Source organism: Bradyrhizobium sp. 155 (genome assembly GCF_023101105.1).
In the GTDB taxonomy this organism is placed as follows: Bacteria; Pseudomonadota; Alphaproteobacteria; order Rhizobiales; family Xanthobacteraceae; genus Bradyrhizobium; species Bradyrhizobium canariense_D.
Genome location: NZ_CP064704.1, coordinates 7,828,027 through 7,851,829, shown reverse-complemented (window position 1 = coordinate 7,851,829; position 23,803 = coordinate 7,828,027). Strand labels below are relative to the sequence as shown.

Sequence of the window (23,803 nt, the reverse complement as noted above, 5' to 3'; positions counted from 1 at the left end):
GATTACCGGCCGAGATCAGGTTCCTATGAAATCCGAATCAAACCGCGAGCTGCCGCGCCGCCGCCAGTCCGGCCAGCGCCTCTTCCAGCTTCTCGCGATCGAGCGGCTTGATCAGAAACCCGTTCATGCCCGCTTCAAAGCAGGCGTAGCGATCTTCCACCAGCGTATTGGCGGTGAGCGCGAGGATCGGCGTGTGATGGCCGCCTCTAGCTGCCTCATGCGCACGGATTCGCTTTGTCGTTTCGATGCCGTCAAGCTGCGGCATCTGGATGTCCATCAGCACGAGATCATAGGGCGTGCCGGCCGATGCCGCGCCGAGCCAGGATTCCAGCGCGGCCTCGCCATTGATCGCGATGACGACGCGGTGGCCGAGTTTCGTCAGCAGCGAGCGCATCAACAGCGCGTTGATCTCGTTGTCCTCGGCGACGAGAACCGACAGGCCTTTCGCCGGTACCGCGGCGGTGGATGGGGCCGAGGGCTCCGGCGCGAGATCGGGCGAGGCGACCTCCGGGGGTAGCGTGAGGCGTGCGGCGAGCGAGGCCGCGCGCAGCGGCTTCACCAGGAAGCCCGTGAAGGCCGGCGAAAGTTTCTCGTGGCGCGAGCCGGACGTCAGCAGCACGAGGCGTTGCGTCGCATGACTGCGTGCGGCTTCGCCGAGGCGGTCGGCGGTGGCAGCGCCGAGCGCGCGATCGATCAGGACCGAATGCCATGAGCGTTCCGGCAGCAGCGCTTCCGCCACCGCGACGTCCGTCACCATGCAGGTCTGGCCGCCCCAGCGCTCCAGCCGGCGCGCGATCAAGGAGGCCTCGATGCCGTCGGCGATCAGCAGGATCGACTTGCCGGTGAGATCGGGGACGGGGAACGCCGTCTGTTCTGCGCCAGCGTGCGCTGGCGCGAGCGGAATCGCGACCTCGAAGGTCGAACCCTTGCCCGGCTCGCTCGTGAGCGTGATGCGGCCGCCCATGCGCTTGACGATGCGCTCGCTGATGGCGAGACCGAGGCCGGTGCCGCCATAGGTGCGGGCGACGCGTTCGTCGGCCTGCTCGAATTCGCGGAAGATGCGCTGTTGCGCGTCGGCTGCGATGCCGATGCCGGTGTCGCGCACCAGAAAACTGATCTCGTTCGGCCAGATGCCGAGCTCGACGATCAGCGCGACGCCGCCGCTCGCAGTGAACTTGATGGCGTTGCCGGCGAGGTTGAGCAGCACCTGGCGCAGCCGCGCGGCGTCGCCGACCACTTCGAGCGGCAGCCGCTCGTCGACATAGGCGGCGATCTCGAGCTGCTTCGCCTGCGCGCGCGGCGCGAGCAGCTCGGTGATGTCCTCGATCAGGGCCGAGAGCGAAAAGGGACGCTGCTCGAGATCGAGCTTGCCGGCTTCGATCTTGGAATAGTCGAGCAACTCCTCGATCAGCGCCATCAGCGCTTCGCCGGAGGTCTTCACGGCCTTGGCGTAGGTCGACTGCTCAGGCGTCAGCGTGGTGTCGAGCAGCAGCCCGCCCATACCGATGATGCCGTTCAGCGGCGTGCGGATCTCGTGCGACGCCATCGCCAGGAAGCGCGATTTGGCCCGGTTGGCGGCGTCGGCCTGATCGCGGGCGTCGGACAGCGCGCGCTCGGTCTCGGTGCGGTCGGTGACGTCGCGTCCGACGCTCTGCAATTCGGCGGGCTGGCCGGCGTCGAGGCGAACATAGCCTTCGCGCCAGGCGATCCAGCGCGCGCCGAGCGGGGTTGTGATCTTCTGGTCGTGAATGCGCGTGCCGTTGCTCTCGCGGGCGCTGTCGCCCTGCTCCAGCACGGCGAAATCAAAGCGCGTGCCGACCAGCGCGCCGCGCGCCTGTCCGGCAAGCGCGCAATAGGCGTCGTTGGCGAAGGTGATGCAGCCATTTGTGTCGCGCAGCACGATCAGATCGCCCTGCTGTTCGAACAGGCTGCGGGCGCGTTCTTCCGCTTCCTTCAGCTCCCAATTGCGGTCGATCAGCGTTTCGTTGTGGGCAGCCAGCGCCCGCATCCGCTTGTTGACGAAGCGCAGGCGCATGCTGAGCGTGGCGAGGCCGAGGCAGGCGAGCGCGAACAGGAAGCTGACGCCGATCGCAAATGCATTGGGATCGTAGCCGGACGTCTCGGACCGGCTGCCGGAGACAAACCCATAGGCGCCGCCGAAGGTCGCCGAGAAGATCATGAAGGAGCGGATCGCAAAGGCGATTCGGGGGTGCTGTCGCCTGAAGCGGCGCATGCGCACCTTGATCCGGAACGTCCGACCCATCGCCACCGACCCGACTGTTTTCTTAAAACGCTACGCTCGCTGTAAACGACGATGTGCCGCCGACCTTGCGAACAGTTTGAGGCCCTGCGACCGCCTCCAAACAGGGTTGACGAGGCGTTAACGGCGCAAAGCGACGCGGCTCAAAGCGAGGCGGCCTGGAGACGGCGGTGGCCGCCGCGGGCGCCGACGATCAGCGCCGCCGCCTCGCGCTGCGAGAAGGTTTTCGAGCGCACATAGACACGGTAATCCGCCGGCCCCTCGGTGGAGAGATAGATCACCTGACCGCCGTCGACGGGCTGCGCGGCAATCGAGATCAGGCGAGTCGAGGGGTTGGCCTGGCAGGACTCCGATTCCGAGCCGAGGCCGTCGTCGACGACGGCGAAGTCGGCCGCGTCCGCATCCTCGGTGATCTGAACCCGCACCGTGGCGCGCGCGGGATCATCGGTGAAGGCGACATGCACGCCGGCGGTCCAGAACAGCGACGTCAGCTCGACCGAGGTGTCGCCGAGGGCGATGCGGGGATGCGAGACCGATCCGATCTCGCTTCGGGCAAACACCGCGGCCGCCAACAGGGGAACAACCGACGCCAGGATCTTGAAACGCAACATGACGCGCTACTCGCCGGGCCCGGTACGGGGAACTGATGGGCCTTATGGTTTGCAGAGCGTAAAGGAAACTCGTTACCGCCGGGTTGATGCCGGTATCCGGGGATGAGGATCTCAGTCGGTCAGGCGCTTCTGTTCGTTTTTCGCTCGACTTCAGTGAGAACCAAATAGCTGTTTTTGCCGAAGCTGATCGCCCACAGCGCCGCCCAGGCACCCCACCTGTTCCTGACCTCGATCTCGACGGTTTGGCCGGGAGTGGTGCGAACGACGAGCGGCTGGCTCCTGCCCCAATCAATGGTCGCCTCGATCGTGCAGGCGCCGGCCGGCAGCGTGATCTCCAACACGCCGTTGCGCGCAAGCTTCCCAACGCTGGTCCCGTTGACCCACAGCTCGTATGACCTCAGCCAATCAGCGTATTGGGACGCACGAACAAATCTGATGGTGCAGGCATTGGCGTCGGTCATAGCTTCACTCTCGGGGAACGTGCTGTTCGTCAGGAAGATGCCGCGGGCGTATCGGTCAGGCGATCTGGCGCACATCCTCCGCGAGTGCGCGGTAGGACAAGGCCTCGGCGAGATGCAGCCGGCCGATCCTGTCCGCATGATCGAGATCGGCCAGCGTGCGCGCCACCCGCAACACGCGGTGATAGCCGCGCGCCGACAGCCGCATGGTCTCGGCGGCGTCGCGCAGCAGCTTCTGGCCTTGCGCATCCGGTTTGGCAATCTCCTCCAGCACCGAGGCCGGCGCTTCGGCATTGGTGCGAACCTTCGGCAGGCCGGCGTCCGCGTAGCGGGCGAGCTGGATATCCCGCGCCGCCGCCACGCGCGCGGCGACTTCGGCCGAGCCCTCTGCGGGCGGCGGCAGGATCAAATCGGCCGCGGTCACCGCGGGAACCTCGATGCGCAAATCGATGCGGTCCATCAGCGGCCCCGAGATGCGGGCCTGGTAGTCGCCCGTGCAGCGATCGATGCGGCCGCGCTTGCAGGCATAGCCGGGCTCGAACGCATTGCCGCAGCGGCAGGGATTCATCGCCGCGACCAGCATGAAGCGTGCGGGATAGGTGACGCGGTGATTGGCGCGGGACACCGAGACCTCGCCGTTCTCCAGCGGCTGGCGCAGCGAATCCAGCACGCGCGGATCGAATTCGGGGAGCTCGTCGAGGAACAGCACGCCCTGATGCGCGAGCGAGATCTCGCCGGGCCGGGCGCGCATGCCGCCGCCGGTGAGCGCAGCCATGCTGGCGGAATGATGCGGCGAGCGAAACGGCCGCCGCGCCGTCAGTGCGCCGCCCTCGATCTCGCCGGCAACAGAGGCGATCATCGAGACCTCGAGCAACTCGCCCGGTGACAGCGGCGGCAGGATCGAGGGCAGGCGTGCCGCCAGCATCGATTTGCCGGCGCCGGGCGCGCCGATCATCAGCAGGTGATGGCCGCCGGCGGCCGCGATCTCCAGCGCCCGCTTGGCGCTCTCCTGGCCCTTGATGTCGCGCAGGTCGAGCGGCGAGCTTGCTGCTTCATGCACCTTCGGCACAGGCCGCGACAGCACCTGCGTTCCCTTGAAATGGTTGGCTATCTGGATCAGCGAACTTGCGGCGATGATCTGGATGTCCGGGCTCGCCCATGCCGCTTCCGAGCCGCAAGCCGCCGGACAAATCAGCCCCTCCTCGCGCACATTGGCGCCGATCGCGGCGGGAAGAACACCGGCCACCGGCGCGATCGATCCGTCGAGGCCAAGCTCGCCCAGAACGGTGAAGCCGGACAGCGCATCCGGAGGGATCGCGCCGATCGCCCCCATCAGGCCGAGCGCGATCGGCAGGTCATAATGGCTGCCCTCCTTGGGCAAATCGGCGGGCGCGAGATTGACGGTGATCCGCCGCGCCGGCAGCGCCAGCCCCGAGGCGATCAGCGCCGAGCGGACCCGCTCGCGCGCCTCCGACACCGCCTTGTCCGGGAGACCGACGATCGCAATAGTGTTTACAATAAACCCCGAACTTGGTAGCCAGTGGGGTCGGGGCTCAGTCCCCTGAAGCCCCCCGGTGACGATGCCCCGTGCCTATTCTTACCTCCGTATGTCCACGGCCCCGCAACTCAAGGGCGATAGTCGCCGCCGACAGCTTGAAGCATCCCGGACCTATGCGGCTGCTCAAGGCCTGGAGTTGGCCGGCGATGCCGAGCTTGAGGACATCGGAGTGTCAGCCTTCAAAGGCGACATCCCCGTGTGGAGGACGAGGGTCACCATGTCTCTCATTGCGAGAATGAACCTTCCGAATACATTGTGGATGAACCAAAATAAACCAGCCGATTTCCGAGCGTGTGACGGGCTTTTGAGCCGGCCCGTTATCGATCCCAATTAATCTAGTGTAGCCGCCCGTATGTCGTGCAACACCGCGAGCGTCATTTCGTTCACGCCTCCCTTTCGGCTCTTCACCACTTCCATGTAGACGCCGAGCGCCTCCGGAAATTGTCCCGGCAAAAGCGCGTCGCTTTCCTCTAGACAGTTGATGAGCACTTCGAATGCCGCGACCATAGCGGAGCCATAGGCAGCAATGACCTCGCCATCCGGCGTGAGCGTTCCTTCCGGCATCAGAACAATCCATTTTTTGCGGCGGCTTTGGGGTCGCCGACTCGCTGCTAAGCGCTGTTAATCATCGAATATAGGCCGGTGCTTTTGTAGTTTTGGCACTCTTAACTTTCGCCCGTGCAAATCGGAGGACATTGCTTTATCTGACACGGTGTATGGGCCATCGTCCAATTTTGGATCGTAATAAACAATGCTGTAGTCGGACTGTATAGAGAAACAATCGGCGTCAAAAAGACGATGGTGGGTTGCGCAAAGTAACAGGCCGTTTGTCACGTTTATACGTTGGTCAATTGAGCATTCGTTGAAAGGTACGATATGCGCTGCTTCAAGCGCTTCTTCGAATGAAAGATCACACATCGCGCATTTATGTTCGTAAGCACGTAAAAGGCCTTCTCTGAAAATTTGCTGAGCGATGCCTCGGTCGCGAACTTGTCGATAAACGTCGCCCGAGGTCTCTGGATTTTGTACTATCCGATCAGCGAATGATCGCAAGGTGTCCTCGCTTCCGAAGCCCATGAATGGGTTCGGCCTAGCCGACCAGTTCTCCGCGAAGACTCTTGCAAGTCCAGTGTCGAGATCGTCCCATTCTGTAAACCCCCTCCCAGGCAATCCACTGTCTTGTCGAACGACTATTCCAGTCAGAGCTGGTAGCCCCGAATTCGAGCAATACCGGTAGATGACATCGAGAGCGAATTTTACAGTACGATGATGTAGACCGATTTCCAGGCCGAGCTTTTTGTAAGACAAAGTGTCCTTTTCGGCCGCGGCCGCAGTCAATACCGGCCACATTCGCGCAGCAACGCTCTCCCAGCTATTTAACTTAGACTGCTGCATCAAGCTCCATCCTATTGAAGCAAGCATTTTAGGTCGCTACCACATTTGAAGTATGCTCATCGCGGACCCCTAAAGTGCTCATGTCGCATCAAACAGAAAGCTCGAATTTGTTAATTTCAGCGGCGAATGATTGCCAGAGCTTTTTGATTCCGTCCATGGAAGGCAAACTATACGGTACTCAGAAACGTGGCTGAACTGTGTGGGCTACTACCGCAGCGCGCGCTCACGGTGGCCACGTGCGTTGGCCATGGTCTCGCCGTCAGCCTGGCCCAACACCCGGCGCGTCTTCACCCGAACGAAAGTCAGGACTTCCGCGCGATCTCGTTTAGGTTGATTGTTCAATTGGTTACCCTGCACCAAGACTCGTACGAAAGTAGAGCGCCGCGATGATGTTGTACGGCTGACCGCCGGGGTGACACCCCCTTGGTCTTTTGCTAAGTCATCCAGAGGCTCGTGAGCGCGGCGCGGTCTTCCTTCAAATGCCGGAAGACCTGGCTACATCAGGGCAGCCGGAAGGCTGGACATAGAGAATTTCCGACTGATGTTAGAATAACCCTTCTATCATCAGTCCTTTCAAGACCCTGATCCGGGGGCACTTTCAAGCCGAGTGGTCAAGCTTCCCGCGAAAACTCATTATGCTTCTGCATTGCTCCGGAGTTTAGCGATGTGTCTGAGGAGCTGGTCACTTTCGCGTTGGACAGCTTCGTCGATCTTCTAAGTAAGGAGAATAGGTCGTTCCTGAAAAGTGTAGCGCAGCCGGCCGAGCCTTTTGCGACGGATCCGGTGTCGCTTTTCTGCCGCGTAGATCGAGCACTAGAATTCGCGCGCTGCGCCTTGCAAGCTGCGCGCGGGAGCGGCTGCCTCAACCGGACCCGCTGGAACGGCAGGAATAGCTGGAAGGGTGCGCACGATATAGCCCAAGACGTTGATGGCATCCGGGTAGGCGAAGTTGCCGAGTGGATGGCCGTCTGGAACGCTGTTTTGGCCGCCCGTCTTCGTTATATCACGAACGAGGATCAATTCCTCGATGAATGCGCCAAGCTTTCCATTAGGCACCGCATTCTCAGTCGCTGGCGCACCATCACTCACGGGCAGCGCGCCTTTTTCAGGCGGAGCGATCCGAATTCGACCGGAGAGGAGCGCATCAAGGTCCATCCACGGTCGCACGATCTGGATGCGGGCAAATTGGAATCGATACTCGCTTGAGGGATCGGTGGCCCTGCTCGTACCCCGAAACCACATGGAGACGGTAGACCACGAAGCAGGCGGCGGAAACAAACGAGTAATTGGTAAACGAATGTGTTCGGCGTACGGGATGAGGTTGGCTTCAAATCGCGCGTTTGTCTCGGCCCACTTCTCCCACTCAGCAAATGGCACAGCGGAATTGAAGCGCCACATGGCTGATTCGATCTCAGCTTTGTAGCCGGCCTTAAACCAATTTTTCAGCAAATCGCGCTCAGCAGTTTCGAAAGTCGCAAACTTTTGAAACCCTGGGAGTGAACGCCACACGTCGCTATCGCGTGCGGCCAGCAACAGCGCGTAACGGGATTGGAATTCCTTGTATCGACGGTAGTATGTCGAGGGCTCGCGCGAGTAGAGCTGTTTGGGGTTGGAGGTATTGTTCCTCCTGAAAAGCCATCGCATTGTTTGTTGGTCAAGAGCCCTGTCACGTATGATCGAGAATCCGGGGCGAGAATTCTCCAAAATCTCTTGCCATACGTCGGGCAATCTCGAACTGCCCGGTATCGCGACCCCTACAGACGCCGTCACTGGTTTGTCGAACACAACCATCTCAGCTAAAGACTGCGATAACTGACCTTGAATGCCGCTGTAAGCCTCCACAATGGGCCCGACGGTGCTGCCAATCTGAGGTAGCAGAAAGCCCCGCTGGCCTGAGCCGTTGCCCAGATCTAGGAACGGTTTGTTTGAACCCAGCAACGTCTGCGTCATCTCGGATGCAAATCGGATCTGCGTTTTTGCATCTGATTGAGCATGCGCAGAGGGAGCCGCAAAGGTAGCTAGAGAAACGAGCAGGAAAAGCGCTCTCACTTGCTGCCACCAGTCCAAGCATCATCGGGCCAATTCCTATTGGGGTCGGGTGCGGGTAACCCTCCCACCAACTGGGACATCAAACCGATCACAGCGGTGCCTGGCGCGTCTATTCTATAAGTGACGTCTTCGCCGTTTTCGGTAATCTTTGTGGTAGTCCAACTGCTGCGCGTCGAACCACCTAGCACACCTCCGAGCATGCCGCCGCCACCCGAACTTCCCGAACTCGAAACTTGGTTGTAATCTGATCGAGACGTAGTCAGCGTTATTGAACGGTTGCGGGCGATCAGCATTTCCGAGGGAATCATCGGACAATCGACGGGAAGATTGTCGTAGACGGAAAATTTGGGAGCGATGATCTCATTCTTATTGGTGTACCCGGCAGAGATCATTGGAAAGTCTTTTGAGTCGTTTGTCTTCTTCCACGTCCAACCACCGGCCGTTGTGAACACGCGGGGATCAAGCCAGCCTCGAATGATTCGCACCCTCTTTATTTCGAAGGAATACCCGTAATTCTTTACATCACTCACTCTCCATCCGTCGTCGCTTCCGCCTCCTTTGGTGCCTCCGATCAGCAAGCCGCCTAGATGCAGAAACCCGCCCGATGAGCTCGACTTGGAAGTTGTGCTGCTTTCCTTATGATAGGTCTTGCTATCAAAAGCCACTTTGTACCAGCCGCTGGGATTCTCCCAAGCGGTCACCAACGGTGTTACCGACGATGCTGGTGAGAGATACGAATTAACGGCCCAGTGCTTGGTATCCCCAGCAAAGCGGAAGGCGCCTAAGACTTCAGTTCTATGGAAATTATGAGTTGGGCCAAAAGTCCCCTCGGCTTGATCGATCTGAAAGAGTGCAGCTTCGACCTCATTCTTGAAACCCTGAACCTTCCAGTCCTTCTCGAGATTGTTGTAGTCCACGAAAAGCAAACTTGATTCCGATTCACTTTTCGCCTTTTGCATCTTCTTGATGAGCTCAGCAGCTTTCTCCTGGTACTTTAGATATCCCTGATATTCGTTAGATGTGGACGATCCTGTAGGACCTCTGAGATATGTCTTTGCTTTTTTAAGTGCATCTGTCTCTGCGAAAACCGGCGCGACCATGCCAGTGATCGCTTTTTCGTAAACAAGATCGAGAGGTCTTATCCCACCAAACCGGCTGATCTCGTCAGCAGGATCAGGGCAGAAATTTGCAAGCTCGTTGATGGCAGGTGGATCATCGGCCTCCGCCACCGCTCCGACCGCGGCAATGCTGAACCAATTCCCTGGTATTGGAGTTGGCGTAATCGTCTTCCTAATCTCGTCGCGCATTTGCTTGTACGCGTCATCGACCTTGTAAGAAGTCTGTGCACACACCTGGGTGCTTAGGACGACGGCGCTAAATGAAAGAAGTCGAAGGCTGGTTTTCATTGGTTTCTCCTTGCGGAAGAATATGCGGCTCTCAGTTCGGCCATTGGCGGGTTGGCGCTGGGTCAGGTATTTTACGCAACTGGTCGACAATCGTGCCGAGAACGACCGGTCCTGAGAGTGTCAACTGGCGCGCTTGGAAACCGAAAGAGATTTTCGGTTCATCCGTGAGAAGAAACGCATCGACACTAAGGTTCTGCTTGCTCTTGAGCAGATCCATTACGGTATCAGGGAATTCGCTGGCCAGTTGCAGTTCAACGTTCTTGGCTACTAGCAGGCCCGAAATGACTTCCGGAACAAGATCGTCGGTCGCCCCGTCAACACCGCTCGAAACGACGCGACCAGATTTCGTTTTCCACCCCCGGTCGGTAAGGAAGGGGTTGGTCAAATAGGACCGGTCGAGCCACACAATGGCGGCGTCGAAACTGATGCGCTGCGCTTTACCCAACTTGACAACCGCGCCTGTCGCAGTTGTCGCAGATATGGGAACGCTCGATGTATTGGAATAGCTGAACCTCAACCACTGACTGCTTGTCAGAGCTTGCGATAGAGCGTCCGACACAGGGAAGGGTTTAATGGAAGATACCCAGGTTTGTATTCGGACAGGATCTGATTGCTTTCTCGCAGACTCGTACTGAGACACCGCTATCGCGATAGCCGAACGGCGCCCCAATAGCTCCCACTCACGCTCGAGTTGAGCCAACGCAAGGCGCTGCTGCTGCTGGCTACCTGGATCCGTCTCGACCTTAAGCTTGTCGAGGATTCGTTTGTGATCGGACTCGTATCGCAAATAGGTGGCATATTCGTCAGTGGCGAGGCCGTTAGGTTTGAACAGTAGCTTGCGCGCTTGATCTAAAGAGGGAGTGCTTGCAGCGGACTGATCGGTTGTGCTGAGAACGAGATCATCCTTCAAGCCGGAAAAGGCCTCAGAAACAGATTTTGATCCGGCACTGACTTCATTGGCTTTGACCGCAGGGACGTTATCGAACGCCGCCAATGTCCGTGAGAATTCTTCGTCGTGATAAAAATCATTTGGCGCGATAACTGGCTTTGCTAGCCGCAGTACATGGCGGCCTCTCACATAACTTGCAGGAGAGGCAGCATCGAGATTTGCTCCCTTCCGGATCAGGTCCACCATTATTTGAGGTATTGAGGTCACGTCATCTGCGTTTGCAGGCAGCAAGGAGCAAACAAATATAAAACTTGCGCAACAAGCCCTGAGCAGCTTGCGAAAAATGAAAAACATTCGCCGAGCCTAATTTATAAAATGAAGATGATAATACGCCGACTTTGAAGGTCGTCAACTCCTGATTGCGTGCCTCGGATTGAACTGACAACGGCAGACACCCTCTTGCGGGTCGTCCTGCACGGATACCGCGGCCCTCAAACGCGAAGGCGCTATGCCACGTACTCTTGCCGGCGTTTTCCAGCATTTTGCAAAAGAAGCCACGCGCGGCGCCATCGGAGCGGCCGGCCCCTTCGCCCCACCAGGCCCGGTGCAGCCGAAATTGGGTCCCCTGAAAGGGGAGCACAGCTTACACAACGACGCTTTGAGAGTATTTGAATTTGTCGCCGGCTCGCCGCCGAGCTGGCGAAGCGGGCCCTGGCCTAACCGTAAAGCCCCACCGAAGCCGGGGCCGTCTCTTCGCTCCAACGGCAGGCCGAGGAAGATGGTTGAAGCTGGCTGGCCAGCCCGCCTATTTGTCAGTGAAGAACGTCAAGAGCACTTTCCCTCCTCGCCGATCAGGCACAGAAACGTTCTGCGCGTAGCCGCGTAACTGGCACGTTCCTGATCCGGAAGACTGGGGCACATTTCGGCGCGGAGGGCGACACTTTCACGCCCAACATCTTCTGTTTTGAACGTCTGCGAACTGGACCATGACCGTCATTGACAAGACTAGGCGGCTATCCCGATGGCGGTCGTTGTTATATCTCCTGACTGCTGGCTTGGTGGTAGTCATGATCTTCTCTCGACAACCAGTCGAGCCCTATCGAGTGATTCCTACAGAATGCAAAGCGGCATCGAACGACTGTTCGAGGTCAATGATCAAGCAGTGGGCAGACCGTTGGCTGGCTATTCTTGAAATTACCGACTCTGGTGACTTCCACGACGTTGTATCAGTCACAGAAATTATGAGGAGGATCGGTAGAGAGTCGAGTGAGGCCGACACGCTCATCGTAACTTTTGTTCATGGGTGGAACCATAATGCGTCCGACGGGGACGACAATCTTGTTCAGTTTGAAGCTCTCCTTGCACAGCTTGCGCAGCTAGAGGCGAGGGATCGCGGAGAAAAGGCGCGGAAGGTCATTGGTGTCTACATCGGCTGGCGAGGCAGTTCTATAGGATCGACGCCCTTATGGATTCCAACGTTTTGGTCTCGCAAAGCGGTTGCCGAAGATATCGGCCATTCTGCTGTGACTGTATTCGCTACCCTCAACGAAATCTGGACTGAGGCATCAAAGCTATGCCGGGAAGGAGGTAAGCGTTCGGATACTCGGATGCTTACTATCGGCCACAGCTTTGGCGGACTTATTGCCTCTCGCGCGGTACTTCCATTGCTTAGCAAGGGCGTGGCCGAGGCGCGAGGCGATGGGAAGAAATTTCGAGGGTTCGGAGACCTCGTCGTTTTGATAAATCCCGCCATCGAAGCATCAGCGTTCCTGGGTCTAAGAAGTCTCCTACGTGAATACCCAAGTACTCGCACGAAGTATCCTAACCTCCTAGTGATCACTTCGGACGCCGATTGGGCAACACGATACGCTTTTCCCGCTGGACGGTTGTTTACCGTGTGGGACCGCTCAGTACCCGCATGGAACGATTGGCGGCTGATGCTCGAGACCATCGGTCACATCGACGAATTCCGGACGCACGACCTCTCTGCGAGGCCCATCGGCCCACGCTCGAACAAGGCGCGTTCACCTCTCCTAGTGGATCGGACGAGCAAGACCGAATGGCTTGGCAAGGAGTACCGATACAGCGACACCCCGTTCTGGCTTGTTAGAACAGACAAATCTGTAGTTCGGCATCACAGTGACTTTAGCGAAACTCTCCGTGGTTTTGTTGGTGCCCTGTTCTCAAATATTGCTAGCGGTGCTGCCGCCGCGCCGTCGCCGTGTATCTCGGAGTGATCATGGCAAGGCACATCGGTCCTCGCGCAAAGCTGGCCGAGGCCGTTAGTAGGGGGGCAGCTAAAATTGGGTCCCCGGAAATGCTAGCACAGCTCACGATTAACGCTTCGAGCGTAGACGTTTGCCCGGACCCAGGTCCTACGCCATCGGCATGTACGAATAATCCGGACTGATTACAGTCCAGCGTCCTGTTGCCGTCGATTTGGTATCTGGAGGACGAGATGGGCTTAGGGAAGCAAGCGAAGACGTTGAGCAAGGGGCAAGTCGAAGCAACGCTCGCCTATCTCGCGACTACAAGATACCCGGAACGAAACAGGCTGATCTTCCTGCTATCGACCAAGGCTGGACTTAGGGCCAAGGAGATTGCTCGGCTGACATGGCGTATGGTTTGCGACTCTGCAGGACAAGTCGCCGATGCCATCCACCTCTCTAACTCTGCGAGCAAGGGAACGTCTGGCCGGGTGATCCCCATGCACCCCGAGGTGAGGACCGCATTCATCGCATACCGGCAGACTCTGGCCAGAACGCCCGGAGAGTACGTGATCGCCACCCAGCGAATGGCGTCCACGTCACCGCAGGTCATCGTGAACATGTTCCAGCGGTGGTACCGGCACCTGGGCTTCGTCGGCTGCTCCAGCCACAGTGGCCGAAGGACCTTCATCACGGGAGCGGCGCGGAAGATTTCCACCGTTGGCGGATCACTAAGGGATGTGCAGGCTCTGGCTGGCCATTCTAACCTGCGGACCACGCAACGATATATCGAAGAAAACGCTGACGCGCAGAGAAGGGTGGTCCAGCAGCTCTAATGACGCCGCGTGTCTCTGAGGCTCATGTCCAGCCATTCCGATTCGGACAAGTCGCCCTCGGCCTCGAAGATGCGAAAATCGTGCATGCGCATCTGATCCCACAGCTCGCGGATAACCACGCGTTGATTTTTGGGCAGGTTCAGTTCGGCCTGCAACTTGATCTCTCATCCGGCGATGCCCCGATGCTCGCCCCGGCCTTAGTCTTCGATTACGATGTGTGCATGAACTCGCCCAGAATGTCTTCTATCACTTCTCCCATACCGAATTTTGTGGGCGTGAAGGGCTTCGCAGACGTTCGAAGCCGCTTCATTGAGGCGGCGCGATTGATCTTGCTCGGTCACTGTCTCGACTACTGCAACGGTCGATATCGATGGTCCGTTACAACCGTCGAGCTATACCTCCACCATGGCACCGAATGGCCCGATCCAACAGCGCACGGGGTACGATTCCCTAAGACGGCTGCAACCCGTCAACTTGAATCAGGAACTTGGTATGTACATCGAGCGATGTATCCATCTCCTGACCCAGCCGGGACACGTGGGTTTGGATTGGGACCAAATCGTTCGGGAATCGACATCACCGCCGGGTCTGAGGACGGGAAAATTTTTGCCGGTATTTTGATCGCCGGAATCGGTGATAAGGACGGGTCCGCTACCGCCTTGAAGCAGATCATCCGAGCTGACGCTCAGGATCGCATGAGAGAGACCAAGTGGTCGCAGATCGAAAAAGAGGCAATTGCGCGGATCAACGGGACAAGAGTCGAGTCCGGACCACTGAAACTTGTCCCGCGTAAGATGACGGACGGACCGTTATGGATCGGTGCGCGTAAGGGACTCCCTGAGAACCTCGACGAAAGATTCAAGGGTAGTTTGCTTCGACTTACAACACGAGAGAAGTCGTCGAGCCCGATGCAACGGCTCGGCCGAAGAGGATACTCCTCGTCGGGCACCGGCGCACGCTGATACGGGAAGCAGCCGAAAAGCTCGGGCTACGCTGCTACATGGAGCCGGACAACGGGGATCCCGACCGTCTCCTAACACTGGCAGTGTGCTTGGACAGCTTGCCCAAGTTCGGTGAATCGTTCGCCGCGGAGGGAAAAGTCTCTGGTTGGCGGCGAAGGGGGCCGTTCGACCTTGTTATCATCGATGAAGTCGAACAGGTCTTGAAGCACCTCATGAGCGACACTATCGAGCAGAAGGCAGGGCTGGAGCGTTGCTACGACGCGCTCGCTTACGAAGTGACTCACGCGAAGGCCGTCGTGGTGCTTGATGCCGACCTCGGGCTCCTCACGGCACACGCCATGAGGCTCTGGCGGCCGCGAGACTGGGAATCACGGTGCCGCATCATCTACAACGAACCGGTGGCTTCGGCGGCACGTAGGACGATGCGCTTGTTTAAGGATCGGAAGCGGCTCGAACGTGAAGTCATCGATGCTATTCGATCGGGACAGCGCTGCTTCATCACCAGCAACTCGAAGAACTTCGTGAACGTCATGGAACGCATGATCCGCAAGGAGTGCGGGGAAGATGTCGTCATGCGCGTCGTCACGGGCGACAACTCTCAGGAGGACTCTGTCATTAATTTCGTCAGGAACATCAAGACGGAATTTTTGAGGGTGCAAGTCGTGTTGGTCACGCCGTCTATGGGGACGGGCGTGGATATCACGTTTCCGAACGGGGAATGTCACGTCGATCGCGTCTTTGGCTTTTTCTACTCGATGATCAACGCGCACACCGATATCGACCAGCAGCTCTGCCGCGTTCGTAACCCGGGGGCCGTCGATGTCTGGATCGACGGAGCGACCTACAATTACACCTGCAACGTAGAGGTGGTGAAGGATGACTTGGCTCGGGCGTATGTGGTTAAACGCGCCGTCAAAGGCAGGCGGGACGACGGTATGGTCGACTATAACCGCGACGATCCGTTGCTCATGATATGCGCCCACGTTGTCGCACTTGAACGCGCCTCTAAGAACCGATTGGTCGAGCTTTTTTGCAAGCTACGCGAGGCGAACGGTTGGAATATCCAGCGTGTCGGGGAGAAGGTAAAGGAGAGCGCCTACGACGAGGTCCGTGAAGAGCTTCGGCAGGAGCGAGCGGAGAGGCTCCTAAGCGCCGCCAAATTGAGTGATTCCGATTTCATAGACCTAGATATGCGCCTGAGGGCCGGGGGTAAGCTCACCGAGGACGAGCAAGCAAGCTACGAGAAGTATGGTTTTGAGCACAGCGTCGGGGTGAAACTCGACACCGATATCGTGGCGTTAAACGTAGACGGTCGGCTCAAAGAGCGGATCGTAACGCTCTCCGAACTCGTTTCCGTTTGGGATAAGCCTGATTTTGGCCTCATCGAAACGTTGGTGAGACCTACCACACAACAAGAGGGGCGCCTCCAGAAAATGAGCGTCGCTTTGATGCTTGGCGCCCTGACGCACATCGCGGGTCTGACGACGAGTTCGGGGTTCAAATCCGAACTCTCGGTCTCAACGGCGGACTTGGCTGAATTTACTCGTGTATGTCGAGACAACCGTACGATGATCGAGGAGATTTTCTCGGAGGCCATGCGATCTGATTTCGAGCGGAAGCCCGTACGCCAGCTTAATCGGTTTCTTGCGCGTGTTGGCCTTAGCCTGGATCCGACCGGCACGACAAAGCGTTGTGGGATCAAGGTCCGCCACTATTCGCTCGATCAGGATATGGTTGAACGAATGTTGCGTCTCACCCGCTCATATCTCTCGGTCAAGGAGCGCAAAGAGATGGAGCGCGAAGAGGCAGCGCCGAAGCGCAAGCATTCCGGAAGGGGACAGCACGCACAACAGGGGACAATAGAAAATTCACCGTATATAGCCACAGATACGGGCTTATTGTCCCTCCTTCCTCCGAGGGATGGGGATTAATAGTCCTCACTATTGCGAAGGCCGGCAGACCGGGCGCGACCTGCACCTGCACGTCGACCGCGCGGGCCTCGATCCCCTCAAAGGCGACGGTAGAAACCCGCTGAACCATGCCCGAACCAGCCTGCCCTTTTGCACAATTAGGGGTAGCAGAGCGGGCCAATTCTTGCAAGAACAATACAGGAACGGGTCGAGGGGCGCCGGAAGGTCCTAACCAATCGTAAACACGACGAAGACACTACGCCTCGAATGCAAGCTGCTCTGCTCAGCACATTCCAACGAATGTCCGCTACTCCTAGGGGTGCGGGATGGGCCGTGGTCTAACGGGTGAACAATTCAAATGCTTGCAAATCGCCGGAGAAGCGAACGACGGATGTGCACGCGGCTCGCCAAGATTCATTTTGGCGCGGGTTCGCTGCCGCGGGACTGCACGATCACGGATATTTCGGATGGCGGCGTGAAAGTCGTGGCGGAATTTCTGGAAGTGCCGCCGCAATTCACCATCATCTTCGCGCCCGACTATTCCCGGCAGTGCCGCCTGCGCTGGCGCATCGGCTGCGAGTTCGGCGCTGAATTCACCGACTGAGCTTTCGGAAGCGCCCCGCCTTAACGGGACTTTAGCGTTAATCGGTAAGCATCTCTGATCAGTCGCCGAGTGATCAGAGTATGTCCAAGCGTTTGTCCGTCGCCTCTCTTCCGGCGAGATATCTGTTTTCCGCGCTTCTGATCCTGGCCCTCGGCGGCTGTCAGACAACCGGCATCGAGGACATCACCGGCGCGCTCGGCGGAAAGTCGGACACGGCTGGCAGGGCCGAGGCCAAGCCGGACGTGAAGCCGGACATGGATGCGCTGCGCGAGCGCTATCGCGCCAAGCCTGGCGATCCCAACGTCGCGCTCGAATACGGCAAGGCGTTGCGCCAGACCGGCCAGCGCGCGCAGGCGCTCGCGGTGCTGGAGCAGGCCGTGCTCGCCCATTCCAGCAACAAGGCGCTGCTCGCCGGCTACGGCCGTGCGCTCGCCGACAGCGGCAGTTTCCAGCAGGCGTTCGACGTCCTCGGCCGCGCGCATTCGCCCGAGGATCCCGACTGGCATATCCTGTCGGCGCAAGGCGCCGCGCTCGATCAGCTCGGTCGCAACGAGGAGGCGCAGCAATATTACGCCGCCGCGCTGAAGATCGTGCCGGACGAGCCGTCGGTGCTGTCCAATCTCGGACTGTCCTACATGCTGCAGAACAATCTGCCGCGGGCTGAGGAAACGATGCGCCGGGCGCACGAGCGCAATCCCGCCGATTTCCGCGTGCGCGCCAATCTCGCGCTCGTGCTGGGACTCGAAGGAAAGCAGGCCGAGGCCGAAGCCATCGTGAAGGCGGACCTGCCGCCGGATCAGGCGGCGGCCAAGGTCACGGCGCTGCGGCAGTTGCTGGTGAAGAAGCAGCAGCGGGCGGAGAAGTAACTCGCTCGCGCGCGTCAGGATGCCGTGTCAGGAAGCCTTGGTCCGAACGCCTTGCTCAGAACGCCTTGCTCAGGATGCCTTGCGATGCGGGGCTGACCCGCGACCCGACCTGCCCTTCAGCTTCTTCAGCAGCGGCCCGAGCAGCGAGCGCTTCGGCTTCTTCACTTCGCCCCGCCCGGCGAGGCGGTTCGCCATGTTCTGGAACAGCTCGGTGGTGCGGTGGCTCTTGGAGACCTCCGCGATCATCTGGCCGTTGTTGGCCGCGGTCGAGAACAGCTTCGAATCGAACGGGATCACCGCGATCGGCTGGCTCTCCATGGTCTTGGCGAAGGCCTTGACCTCGATCTCCGCCCGCTTGGGCATGCCGACCTGGTTGATGCAGTAGAGCGGCGGCCGGTCGTTCGGCCGCGCCGCCTTCAAGACGTTCAGCATGTTCTTGGTGTTGCGCAGGTTCGCAAGATCGGGCTCGGCCACGATGACGATGTCGTCCGCGTTGACCAGCGCGCGACGGGTCCAGCCCGACCATTGATGGGGAACATCGAGCACGATGCAGGGCGTGGTCATGCGCAGCGTGTCGAACACCGCGTCAAAGGCCTCCGCGCCGAAATCGTAGACGCGGTCAAGGGTGGCGGGCGCAGCAAGCAGGCTGAGACGCTCGGTGCATTTGGAGAGCAGACGCTCTATCAGGGCCGTGTCCGGCCGATCCTGCGACAGCACCGCATTGGCGATGCCTTGCACCGGGTCCTGGTTGTAGTCGAGACCCGCGGTGCCGAAGGCGAGGTCGAGATCGATCACGACGGAATCGAGCGCGAGGTCGCGGGCGATGGTCCAGGCCACATTGTGCGCGACGGTGGAGGCACCGACACCGCCCTTGGCCCCGACCACCGCGATGACGCGGCCGGTGATGATGGTTTCGGACGCCGAGAACAGGCTGCAGATCGAGCGGACGACGTCGAGCGTTTCGACCGGTCCCACCACATAGTCGTTGACGCCGCGGCGGACCAACTCGCGATAGGGCGCGGTGTCGTTGGGATTGCCGATCACGACCACACGGGTGCCGGGATCGCAGACGCCGGCGAGGTCGTCGAGGCCCTCGAGGATGTCGCGGGTGCCGTCGGATTCGATCACGATGACGTTCGGCGTCGGCATCGTTTCATAGACTTCGATTGCCGCCGCGAGGCCACCGTCCTTGGCCGTGAGATGCGCCTTGGCGAGACGGCGATCCTGCCCGGCCGCGGTCACCGCGGCGAGCGTCTGCGCGGTCTCGCAAAAGGCTTGCACGGAGATGCGAGGAACCGGCGCAATGTGTTCCTCGGGGTGCTGCGGATCGTCCGCTTCTTCGTCGTGGACGCGTGTCATCTGCCTGTATCGCTGAGTTTGGCCTTGTCGGCGTCTGGATTGCTGCTCGCGATCGGCGTGCCCTTGCGATAGCGCTCGAAGGCCATGTCACGCCGTGCGTTATAGACCGGCGTCTCGGACCGCGGCTGCTCCAGGTCGGCCGGATTGTCGATCATGGCCGCGAGGTTGCGCTGGCTGGCGCAGCCCAGATTGAAATAGGGCCGGTTCTCGTTGTAGCCGGGGTCGAGGATGGAGGGGCCGATATCTTCCGGCCACAGCCCGCAGGGGCCGGCGACCGCGGCGATCCGGGAATAGCTCAGGCGGATGGTGGGCAGCAGCCCTGGATCCTCGGGCCGATAGGGATGCTGGACGATGGCACGCGATGGCACGCCGACGGATGCGAGCACGGAACGGATCTCGTGATAGGTCGCCGCCGCCGCGCGCGAATTCGCCGCGTTGACCGGGACGTCGACCACGACCGAGCCGGTGCCTTCGCGCACCCAGTCCCGGGCAATGCCGGCGACGTCCGCGTGCTGCGCGGCCGAGAGGCCGCCGCGAGCCTTGCCGACGAAGATCACGATCGACTTCTTGGCTTCCTCGACCGCGATCGGGTGACGCTGGCGATAGTCGGTCGGCACCGTCTGGGTGACGATCTCGCCGGTGGTGTTGCAGGCGCCCAGCATGACGGAGAGCCCCGTCAGTGCCAGCGCGACGCTCAACCCGCGACGTCGATCGGCCATGGTCTTCGTCATCGCTTCATCCCCTCGTGCCCCGTCTCTTGCCCCGTTCCCCAACCTGTCCGTTCGTCGTCAGTCGATGATGAAGCCGAAATCGCCGGGCGTGCCCGCGATCGGATCGACGCGGCGCGCGACGCCATAGAGGCGGTTCATGCGACCGAGCAGCGCCGTCTGGGCGTCAGACGCCGGGGCGAAGCCGTCGTCGGGGCGGGACAGCTCCTTCTGAGCCACCGCGCGCACCACATAGGGCGTCACGATCACCATCAGCTCGGTTTCGTTGTTGACGAAGTCCTGGCTGCGGAACAGCGCGCCGATGATCGGCACCTGGTCGACGCCGGGCAGGCCGTTGATCGCCTGTTTGGTCTGCTGCTGGATCAGGCCGGCCATGGCCATCGAGCCGCCCGAGGGAATTTCCAGCGTCGTTTCGGCGCGGCGGGTCTGGATCGAGGGGATGGTGATCGAGTTGGTCGAGCTCGACGACAGCGCCTGGGTCACCGTGATGGCGCTTTGGTTCGACAGCTCGGACACCTCGGTCATCACCCGCAGGCTGATCCGTCCCTCGCTCAGCACGACCGGGGTGAAGTTCAGGGAGATGCCGAACTTCTTGTAGGTGATCTGGGTGGTGCAAACGTGGGTGACGGGATCGCAGGCATAGCCCGAGGGAATGGGGAATTCGCCGCCGGCGATGAAGGTGGCGGATTCGCCGGAGATCGCGGTCAGGCTCGGCTCGGCGAGCGTGCGCATGACACCGGCACTTTCCATCGCGCGCATCGTGGCGCTGACGGTCGCGAAGCCTTTGGTGAGACCGGCGACACCTAATCCGTTGTTGCTGACGATCGGTCCGCCGCTGACCGAGAACGGGTTGGAATTGTTGAAGTTCACCACCGCGGTGCCGGCGTTCAGACTGGCGCTGAGATCGACGCCCAACTGCTTGACGATATCGCGGCGCACTTCGCCGACGACGACCTTGAGCATCACCTGGTCGCGGCCGCGCACGATGATGTTATTGACCACCTTGTCGGAGCCGCCGACCAGTTTCGCGGCGACGTCGCCGGCCTGCTGGGCCTCGACCGGGCTCGATACCGAGCCTGTCAGCATCACGCTGTCGCCGACGCCTTCGATCTGCACGCCCGGCAGCGACTGGCGCAGCGCCGTGCGCATGCCGTTGAGATCGCGCTTCACCGCGATATCGTAGGCGGCGACCTGCTGGCCGTCTGCGGCGAAGAACACGACGTTGGTCTGGCCGACCTGTCCGCCGATGATATAGGCGCGTTGGGCCGAGCGGATCACGGCATTGGCGATCTTGGGATCGGCGACCAGCACGTCCTTGACGTCGCGCGGCAGGTCGATGACGGCGGACTTGCCGACGCCGAGCGACAGGAAGCGCGTCTTCGCCGGCGCGATCGTCCCGACCGGCGAAACATCGAGATCGGCTGCCTGCATCGGCGCCTGGTCGCCGACCGGCGCATCTGCGGCGCTGACGACATCGGGGGCTGCGAGGAGCCCCAGGGTCAGCATCGTCCCCGTCCAGAACGAGCGCGCGCGATTCCCCCGAATGCGCATGCCCGTCCGATCATCCCCGTAGTTCATCATGTCCCCATCACTTCTGTGACGTCAGTTGCCGCGCCTGTACGCCGTAGCGGATCACGTTGACCCCGCCGGACCGCTTGCTCGCCTGGTCCTCGGGCGTGCTGTCGACCGAGTTGGCATCGACGATGCTGCGCAGCGCGAGTGTCAGCGTGCCGCCCTGGCGCGCTGCCGATAGCGCGGCGACCTGGTCGGGTTTAAGCTCGAGCGTGACGGTCCTGCCGACGACGGCGTTCTGGCCGTCCTTTTCCTTCGGCGCCTGGTCGATCGCGAGCACGCGGATATTGGTCAGGATCGCTTCGGATAGGATGAGGTCGTTACCGGCGGCCCCGTCAGGATTCTTCAGGCGGCGGGTCAGCATGATGTCGACGCGGTCATTCGGCAGGATGAAGCCGCCGGCGGCAGTCTCGGCTGAAATCTCGGTGGAGACGGCGCGCATGCCCGACGGCAGGATCGCGGCCATGAAGCCGGAGCCGTCGGCCCTGACCAGCTTCTGCTCGCGGATTGGCTCGCCCTGCATCAACGGCACGCGTGCGATCGAGCCTGCAATCTGGATCTGCGCCTCGGGCCTGTTGTCGCGGCGGATGAAGGCGCTGCTCGCGGTCGCCGCCGGCCAGAGCTGCCATTGCAGGTCCTCGGGCTTCACGGCTTGACCGAGCTGGATGTCGTTCTTGGCGACCAGGACCTCGACCGTCGGCAGCTTCTCGGCGACGGGGAGAACGGGCGCGGGCTTGTTGTCATAGCCGCTCGCCAGATACGCAGCGACGCCGCCGGCGCCCAGTGCGATGACGAGAACGACAATGCGTGCGGTGTTCATACGCTTCTACTCTACGCGGGGCACTCGAACCGCACCTGGCGGGCTCCCCGACATCGATGAGTAGGCAGCAAAAGTATAAGCGGTGTTGCGAGGCCGAATGTGATCGACGGCCGCGCTGTGGTCTTTCGGCAGATGGTGAACGTCGCGTTAGCCGGTCGGCCACCGGCCCCGTAGTTTCACGCAGTGCGGCCACTGCGTTCGAATGATGCGCGCGGCGTCATGGTGAATGGGTGGTTAGTGGTGTGTGGGGTGATGCCGCGCATGCATTACGTAGCCTGGATGGAGCGAAGCGCAATCCGGGGCCGCTGAACATGATGTGGCATCCCGGATTTCGCTGCGCTCCATCCGGGCTACGGGCCGGCGGCTACTTCGCGCGCTTTTGCTCGATCACGTCCCAGAGCTTTGCGGCAACGTCCGGTCCGCCGAGCCGCGCGATGGCGCGGATGCCGGTCGGCGAGGTCACGTTGATCTCGGTGAGGTTGCCGTTGATGACGTCGATGCCGACGAACAACAGCCCGCGCTCGCGCAGCGCCGGGCCGACGGTAGCGCAGATCTCGCGCTCGCGCGGCGTGAGCTCGGTCTCCTGCGCAGCGCCGCCGCGCACCATGTTGGAGCGGAGGTCGTCGGCGGCCGGGACACGATTCACCGCGCCCGCGAACTCGCCGTTGATCAGGATGATGCGCTTGTCGCCGTGCTTCACCTCGGGGATGAACTGCTGGATCACCCAGGCTTCCTTGAATGTCACCGAGAACATGTCGAACAGCGAGCCGAAATTCATGTCCTGCGGCATCACGCGGAACACCGCAGCGCCGCCATGGCCGTGCAGCGGCTTCATGACGACGGCGCCATGCCTGTCGCGAAAGGCGTTGATCTCGTCGAGATCGCGCGAGATCAGCGTCGGCGGCATCAGCTGCGGGAAGTTCATCACGAACAGCTTTTCCGGCGCGTTGCGCACCGATGCGGGGTCATTGACGACGAGTGTCTTCGGATGGATGCGTTCGAGAAGGTGCGTCGAGGTGATGTAGGCGAGGTCGAACGGCGGATCCTGGCGCAGCAACACCACGTCGAAGCTGTTGAGCGCCTCGCGCCTGGGTTCGCCCAGGGTGAAATGATTGCCGGGCTCGTCGCGCACGGTGAGCAGCTGAACCGGAGCGACGATTTCCTCGCCGACCATCGAGAGCTTGTCGGGCGTGTAATAGGACAGGCCGTGGCCGCGCTTCTGCGCCTCCAGGAGCAGCGCAAAGGTGGAATCGCCCTTGATGTTGATGCGGGCGATGGGGTCCATCTGGACGGCGACGTTCAGTTTCATGGTC

At 60.5% G+C, this 23,803-nt stretch carries 18 protein-coding genes and 4 pseudogenes; 7 read left to right on the top strand and 15 right to left on the bottom strand.

Going from position 1 to position 23,803, the window contains the following annotated elements; translation table 11 throughout:
• Positions 1–37: 37 nt before the first annotated feature.
• The 9 genes and pseudogenes from IVA93_RS37185 to IVA93_RS37140 form a co-directional block, all read right to left on the bottom strand.
• Positions 38–2,263: an ATP-binding protein gene (locus IVA93_RS37185; RefSeq protein ID WP_018459623.1), complete on the bottom strand. Its 2,226-nt coding sequence runs from the start codon at positions 2,261–2,263 to the stop codon at positions 38–40.
• A gap of 140 nt (positions 2,264–2,403) precedes the next feature.
• Positions 2,404–2,871 carry a hypothetical protein gene (locus IVA93_RS37180; RefSeq protein ID WP_039800999.1) on the bottom strand — a complete coding sequence of 156 codons (468 nt, stop codon included), beginning with the start codon at positions 2,869–2,871 and terminating at the stop codon, positions 2,404–2,406.
• Between the two features lie 119 nt (positions 2,872–2,990).
• Complete coding sequence (locus tag IVA93_RS37175) at positions 2,991–3,332, bottom strand: hypothetical protein (protein WP_018459621.1); 342 nt, start codon at positions 3,330–3,332, stop codon at positions 2,991–2,993.
• Between the two features lie 55 nt (positions 3,333–3,387).
• Positions 3,388–4,833: pseudogene (locus IVA93_RS37170) on the bottom strand (YifB family Mg chelatase-like AAA ATPase); the annotation flags it as partial.
• A 384-nt stretch (positions 4,834–5,217) separates the two neighbouring features.
• A complete protein-coding gene (locus IVA93_RS37160) occupies positions 5,218–5,451 on the bottom strand; it encodes a hypothetical protein (RefSeq protein ID WP_247541465.1) in 234 nt (77 codons plus the stop codon).
• Positions 5,452–5,508: 57 nt separating this feature from the next.
• The gene (locus IVA93_RS37155) at positions 5,509–6,282 is read right to left on the bottom strand and encodes an HNH endonuclease (protein WP_247541466.1); all 774 of its coding nucleotides are present in this window, start codon (positions 6,280–6,282) and stop codon (positions 5,509–5,511) included.
• Between the two features lie 813 nt (positions 6,283–7,095).
• Entirely contained in the window at positions 7,096–8,232 is a 1,137-nt protein-coding gene (locus IVA93_RS37150) for a hypothetical protein (protein WP_247541467.1), read from the bottom strand.
• A 95-nt stretch (positions 8,233–8,327) separates the two neighbouring features.
• Complete coding sequence (locus tag IVA93_RS37145; RefSeq protein WP_247541468.1) at positions 8,328–9,737, bottom strand: hypothetical protein; 1,410 nt, start codon at positions 9,735–9,737, stop codon at positions 8,328–8,330.
• Positions 9,738–9,768: 31 nt separating this feature from the next.
• Positions 9,769–10,980 (bottom strand): hypothetical protein, encoded by a 1,212-nt coding sequence (locus tag IVA93_RS37140; protein WP_247541469.1) that lies wholly within the window; start codon positions 10,978–10,980, stop codon positions 9,769–9,771.
• A gap of 797 nt (positions 10,981–11,777) precedes the next feature.
• Between IVA93_RS37140 and IVA93_RS37135 the strand changes: the two genes are divergently transcribed.
• From IVA93_RS37135 to IVA93_RS41400, 5 genes and pseudogenes are all read left to right on the top strand, one after another.
• On the top strand, positions 11,778–12,863 hold the full coding sequence (locus IVA93_RS37135; protein WP_247541470.1) for a hypothetical protein: 1,086 nt from the start codon (positions 11,778–11,780) through the stop codon (positions 12,861–12,863).
• Positions 12,864–13,084: 221 nt separating this feature from the next.
• Positions 13,085–13,669: a tyrosine-type recombinase/integrase gene (locus IVA93_RS37130; RefSeq protein ID WP_247789597.1), complete on the top strand. Its 585-nt coding sequence runs from the start codon at positions 13,085–13,087 to the stop codon at positions 13,667–13,669.
• Positions 13,669–14,631, top strand: a complete 963-nt coding sequence (locus IVA93_RS37125; protein ID WP_247789596.1) for a hypothetical protein — start codon at positions 13,669–13,671, stop codon at positions 14,629–14,631. The genes IVA93_RS37130 and IVA93_RS37125 overlap by 1 nt, the downstream gene beginning before the upstream one ends.
• Positions 14,601–16,238, top strand: a pseudogene (locus IVA93_RS37120) (plasmid replication protein, CyRepA1 family); the annotation flags it as partial. The gene IVA93_RS37125 and the pseudogene IVA93_RS37120, both read left to right, overlap by 31 nt.
• A gap of 155 nt (positions 16,239–16,393) precedes the next feature.
• Positions 16,394–16,555: pseudogene (locus IVA93_RS41400) on the top strand (hypothetical protein); the annotation flags it as partial.
• A gap of 14 nt (positions 16,556–16,569) precedes the next feature.
• Here the strand turns inward: IVA93_RS41400 and IVA93_RS41395 are convergent.
• A pseudogene (locus IVA93_RS41395) lies at positions 16,570–16,671 on the bottom strand (ATP-binding protein); the annotation flags it as partial.
• 228 nt (positions 16,672–16,899) lie between these two features.
• On the opposite strand from IVA93_RS41395, the gene IVA93_RS37115 reads away from it, so the two are divergent.
• On the top strand, positions 16,900–17,145 hold the full coding sequence (locus tag IVA93_RS37115; RefSeq protein ID WP_007598461.1) for a PilZ domain-containing protein: 246 nt from the start codon (positions 16,900–16,902) through the stop codon (positions 17,143–17,145).
• An 80-nt stretch (positions 17,146–17,225) separates the two neighbouring features.
• Positions 17,226–18,011 carry a tetratricopeptide repeat protein gene (locus tag IVA93_RS37110; RefSeq protein WP_018459619.1) on the top strand — a complete coding sequence of 262 codons (786 nt, stop codon included), beginning with the start codon at positions 17,226–17,228 and terminating at the stop codon, positions 18,009–18,011.
• Between the two features lie 69 nt (positions 18,012–18,080).
• Here IVA93_RS37110 and IVA93_RS37105 read toward each other — a convergent pair whose 3' ends face one another.
• The 5 genes from IVA93_RS37105 to gshB form a co-directional block, all read right to left on the bottom strand.
• Entirely contained in the window at positions 18,081–19,370 is a 1,290-nt protein-coding gene (locus IVA93_RS37105; RefSeq protein WP_018459618.1) for a CpaE/TadZ family protein, read from the bottom strand.
• Positions 19,367–20,101 (bottom strand): CpaD family pilus assembly protein, encoded by a 735-nt coding sequence (locus IVA93_RS37100; RefSeq protein ID WP_018459617.1) that lies wholly within the window; start codon positions 20,099–20,101, stop codon positions 19,367–19,369. The genes IVA93_RS37105 and IVA93_RS37100 overlap by 4 nt, the downstream gene beginning before the upstream one ends.
• Positions 20,102–20,158: 57 nt before the next feature.
• A complete protein-coding gene (locus IVA93_RS37095; protein ID WP_026233853.1) occupies positions 20,159–21,676 on the bottom strand; it encodes a type II and III secretion system protein family protein in 1,518 nt (505 codons plus the stop codon).
• Between the two features lie 10 nt (positions 21,677–21,686).
• The gene (gene cpaB / locus IVA93_RS37090; protein ID WP_018459615.1) at positions 21,687–22,490 is read right to left on the bottom strand and encodes a Flp pilus assembly protein CpaB; all 804 of its coding nucleotides are present in this window, start codon (positions 22,488–22,490) and stop codon (positions 21,687–21,689) included.
• Between the two features lie 364 nt (positions 22,491–22,854).
• Positions 22,855–23,799, bottom strand: a complete 945-nt coding sequence (gshB, locus tag IVA93_RS37085) for a glutathione synthase (RefSeq protein WP_018459614.1) — start codon at positions 23,797–23,799, stop codon at positions 22,855–22,857.
• Between the last annotated feature and the right edge of the window lie 4 nt (positions 23,800–23,803).

Excerpts from the sequence above, each read along its gene's own strand:
- IVA93_RS37185 (WP_018459623.1), bottom strand. The coding sequence starts at position 2,263 with ATGGGTCGGACGTTCCGGATCAAGGTGCGCATGCGCCGCTTCAGGCGA.
- IVA93_RS37180 (WP_039800999.1), bottom strand. The coding sequence starts at position 2,871 with ATGTTGCGTTTCAAGATCCTGGCGTCGGTTGTTCCCCTGTTGGCGGCC.
- IVA93_RS37175 (WP_018459621.1), bottom strand. The coding sequence starts at position 3,332 with ATGACCGACGCCAATGCCTGCACCATCAGATTTGTTCGTGCGTCCCAA.
- IVA93_RS37160 (WP_247541465.1), bottom strand. The coding sequence starts at position 5,451 with ATGCCGGAAGGAACGCTCACGCCGGATGGCGAGGTCATTGCTGCCTAT.
- IVA93_RS37155 (WP_247541466.1), bottom strand. The coding sequence starts at position 6,282 with ATGCAGCAGTCTAAGTTAAATAGCTGGGAGAGCGTTGCTGCGCGAATG.
- IVA93_RS37150 (WP_247541467.1), bottom strand. The coding sequence starts at position 8,232 with ATGACGCAGACGTTGCTGGGTTCAAACAAACCGTTCCTAGATCTGGGC.
- IVA93_RS37145 (WP_247541468.1), bottom strand. The coding sequence starts at position 9,737 with ATGAAAACCAGCCTTCGACTTCTTTCATTTAGCGCCGTCGTCCTAAGC.
- IVA93_RS37140 (WP_247541469.1), bottom strand. The coding sequence starts at position 10,980 with ATGTTTTTCATTTTTCGCAAGCTGCTCAGGGCTTGTTGCGCAAGTTTT.
- IVA93_RS37135 (WP_247541470.1), top strand. The coding sequence starts at position 11,778 with ATGATCAAGCAGTGGGCAGACCGTTGGCTGGCTATTCTTGAAATTACC.
- IVA93_RS37130 (WP_247789597.1), top strand. The coding sequence starts at position 13,085 with ATGGGCTTAGGGAAGCAAGCGAAGACGTTGAGCAAGGGGCAAGTCGAA.
- IVA93_RS37125 (WP_247789596.1), top strand. The coding sequence starts at position 13,669 with ATGACGCCGCGTGTCTCTGAGGCTCATGTCCAGCCATTCCGATTCGGA.
- IVA93_RS37115 (WP_007598461.1), top strand. The coding sequence starts at position 16,900 with ATGCTTGCAAATCGCCGGAGAAGCGAACGACGGATGTGCACGCGGCTC.
- IVA93_RS37110 (WP_018459619.1), top strand. The coding sequence starts at position 17,226 with ATGTCCAAGCGTTTGTCCGTCGCCTCTCTTCCGGCGAGATATCTGTTT.
- IVA93_RS37105 (WP_018459618.1), bottom strand. The coding sequence starts at position 19,370 with ATGACACGCGTCCACGACGAAGAAGCGGACGATCCGCAGCACCCCGAG.
- IVA93_RS37100 (WP_018459617.1), bottom strand. The coding sequence starts at position 20,101 with ATGACGAAGACCATGGCCGATCGACGTCGCGGGTTGAGCGTCGCGCTG.
- IVA93_RS37095 (WP_026233853.1), bottom strand. The coding sequence starts at position 21,676 with ATGAACTACGGGGATGATCGGACGGGCATGCGCATTCGGGGGAATCGC.
- cpaB (WP_018459615.1), bottom strand. The coding sequence starts at position 22,490 with ATGAACACCGCACGCATTGTCGTTCTCGTCATCGCACTGGGCGCCGGC.
- gshB (WP_018459614.1), bottom strand. The coding sequence starts at position 23,799 with ATGAAACTGAACGTCGCCGTCCAGATGGACCCCATCGCCCGCATCAAC.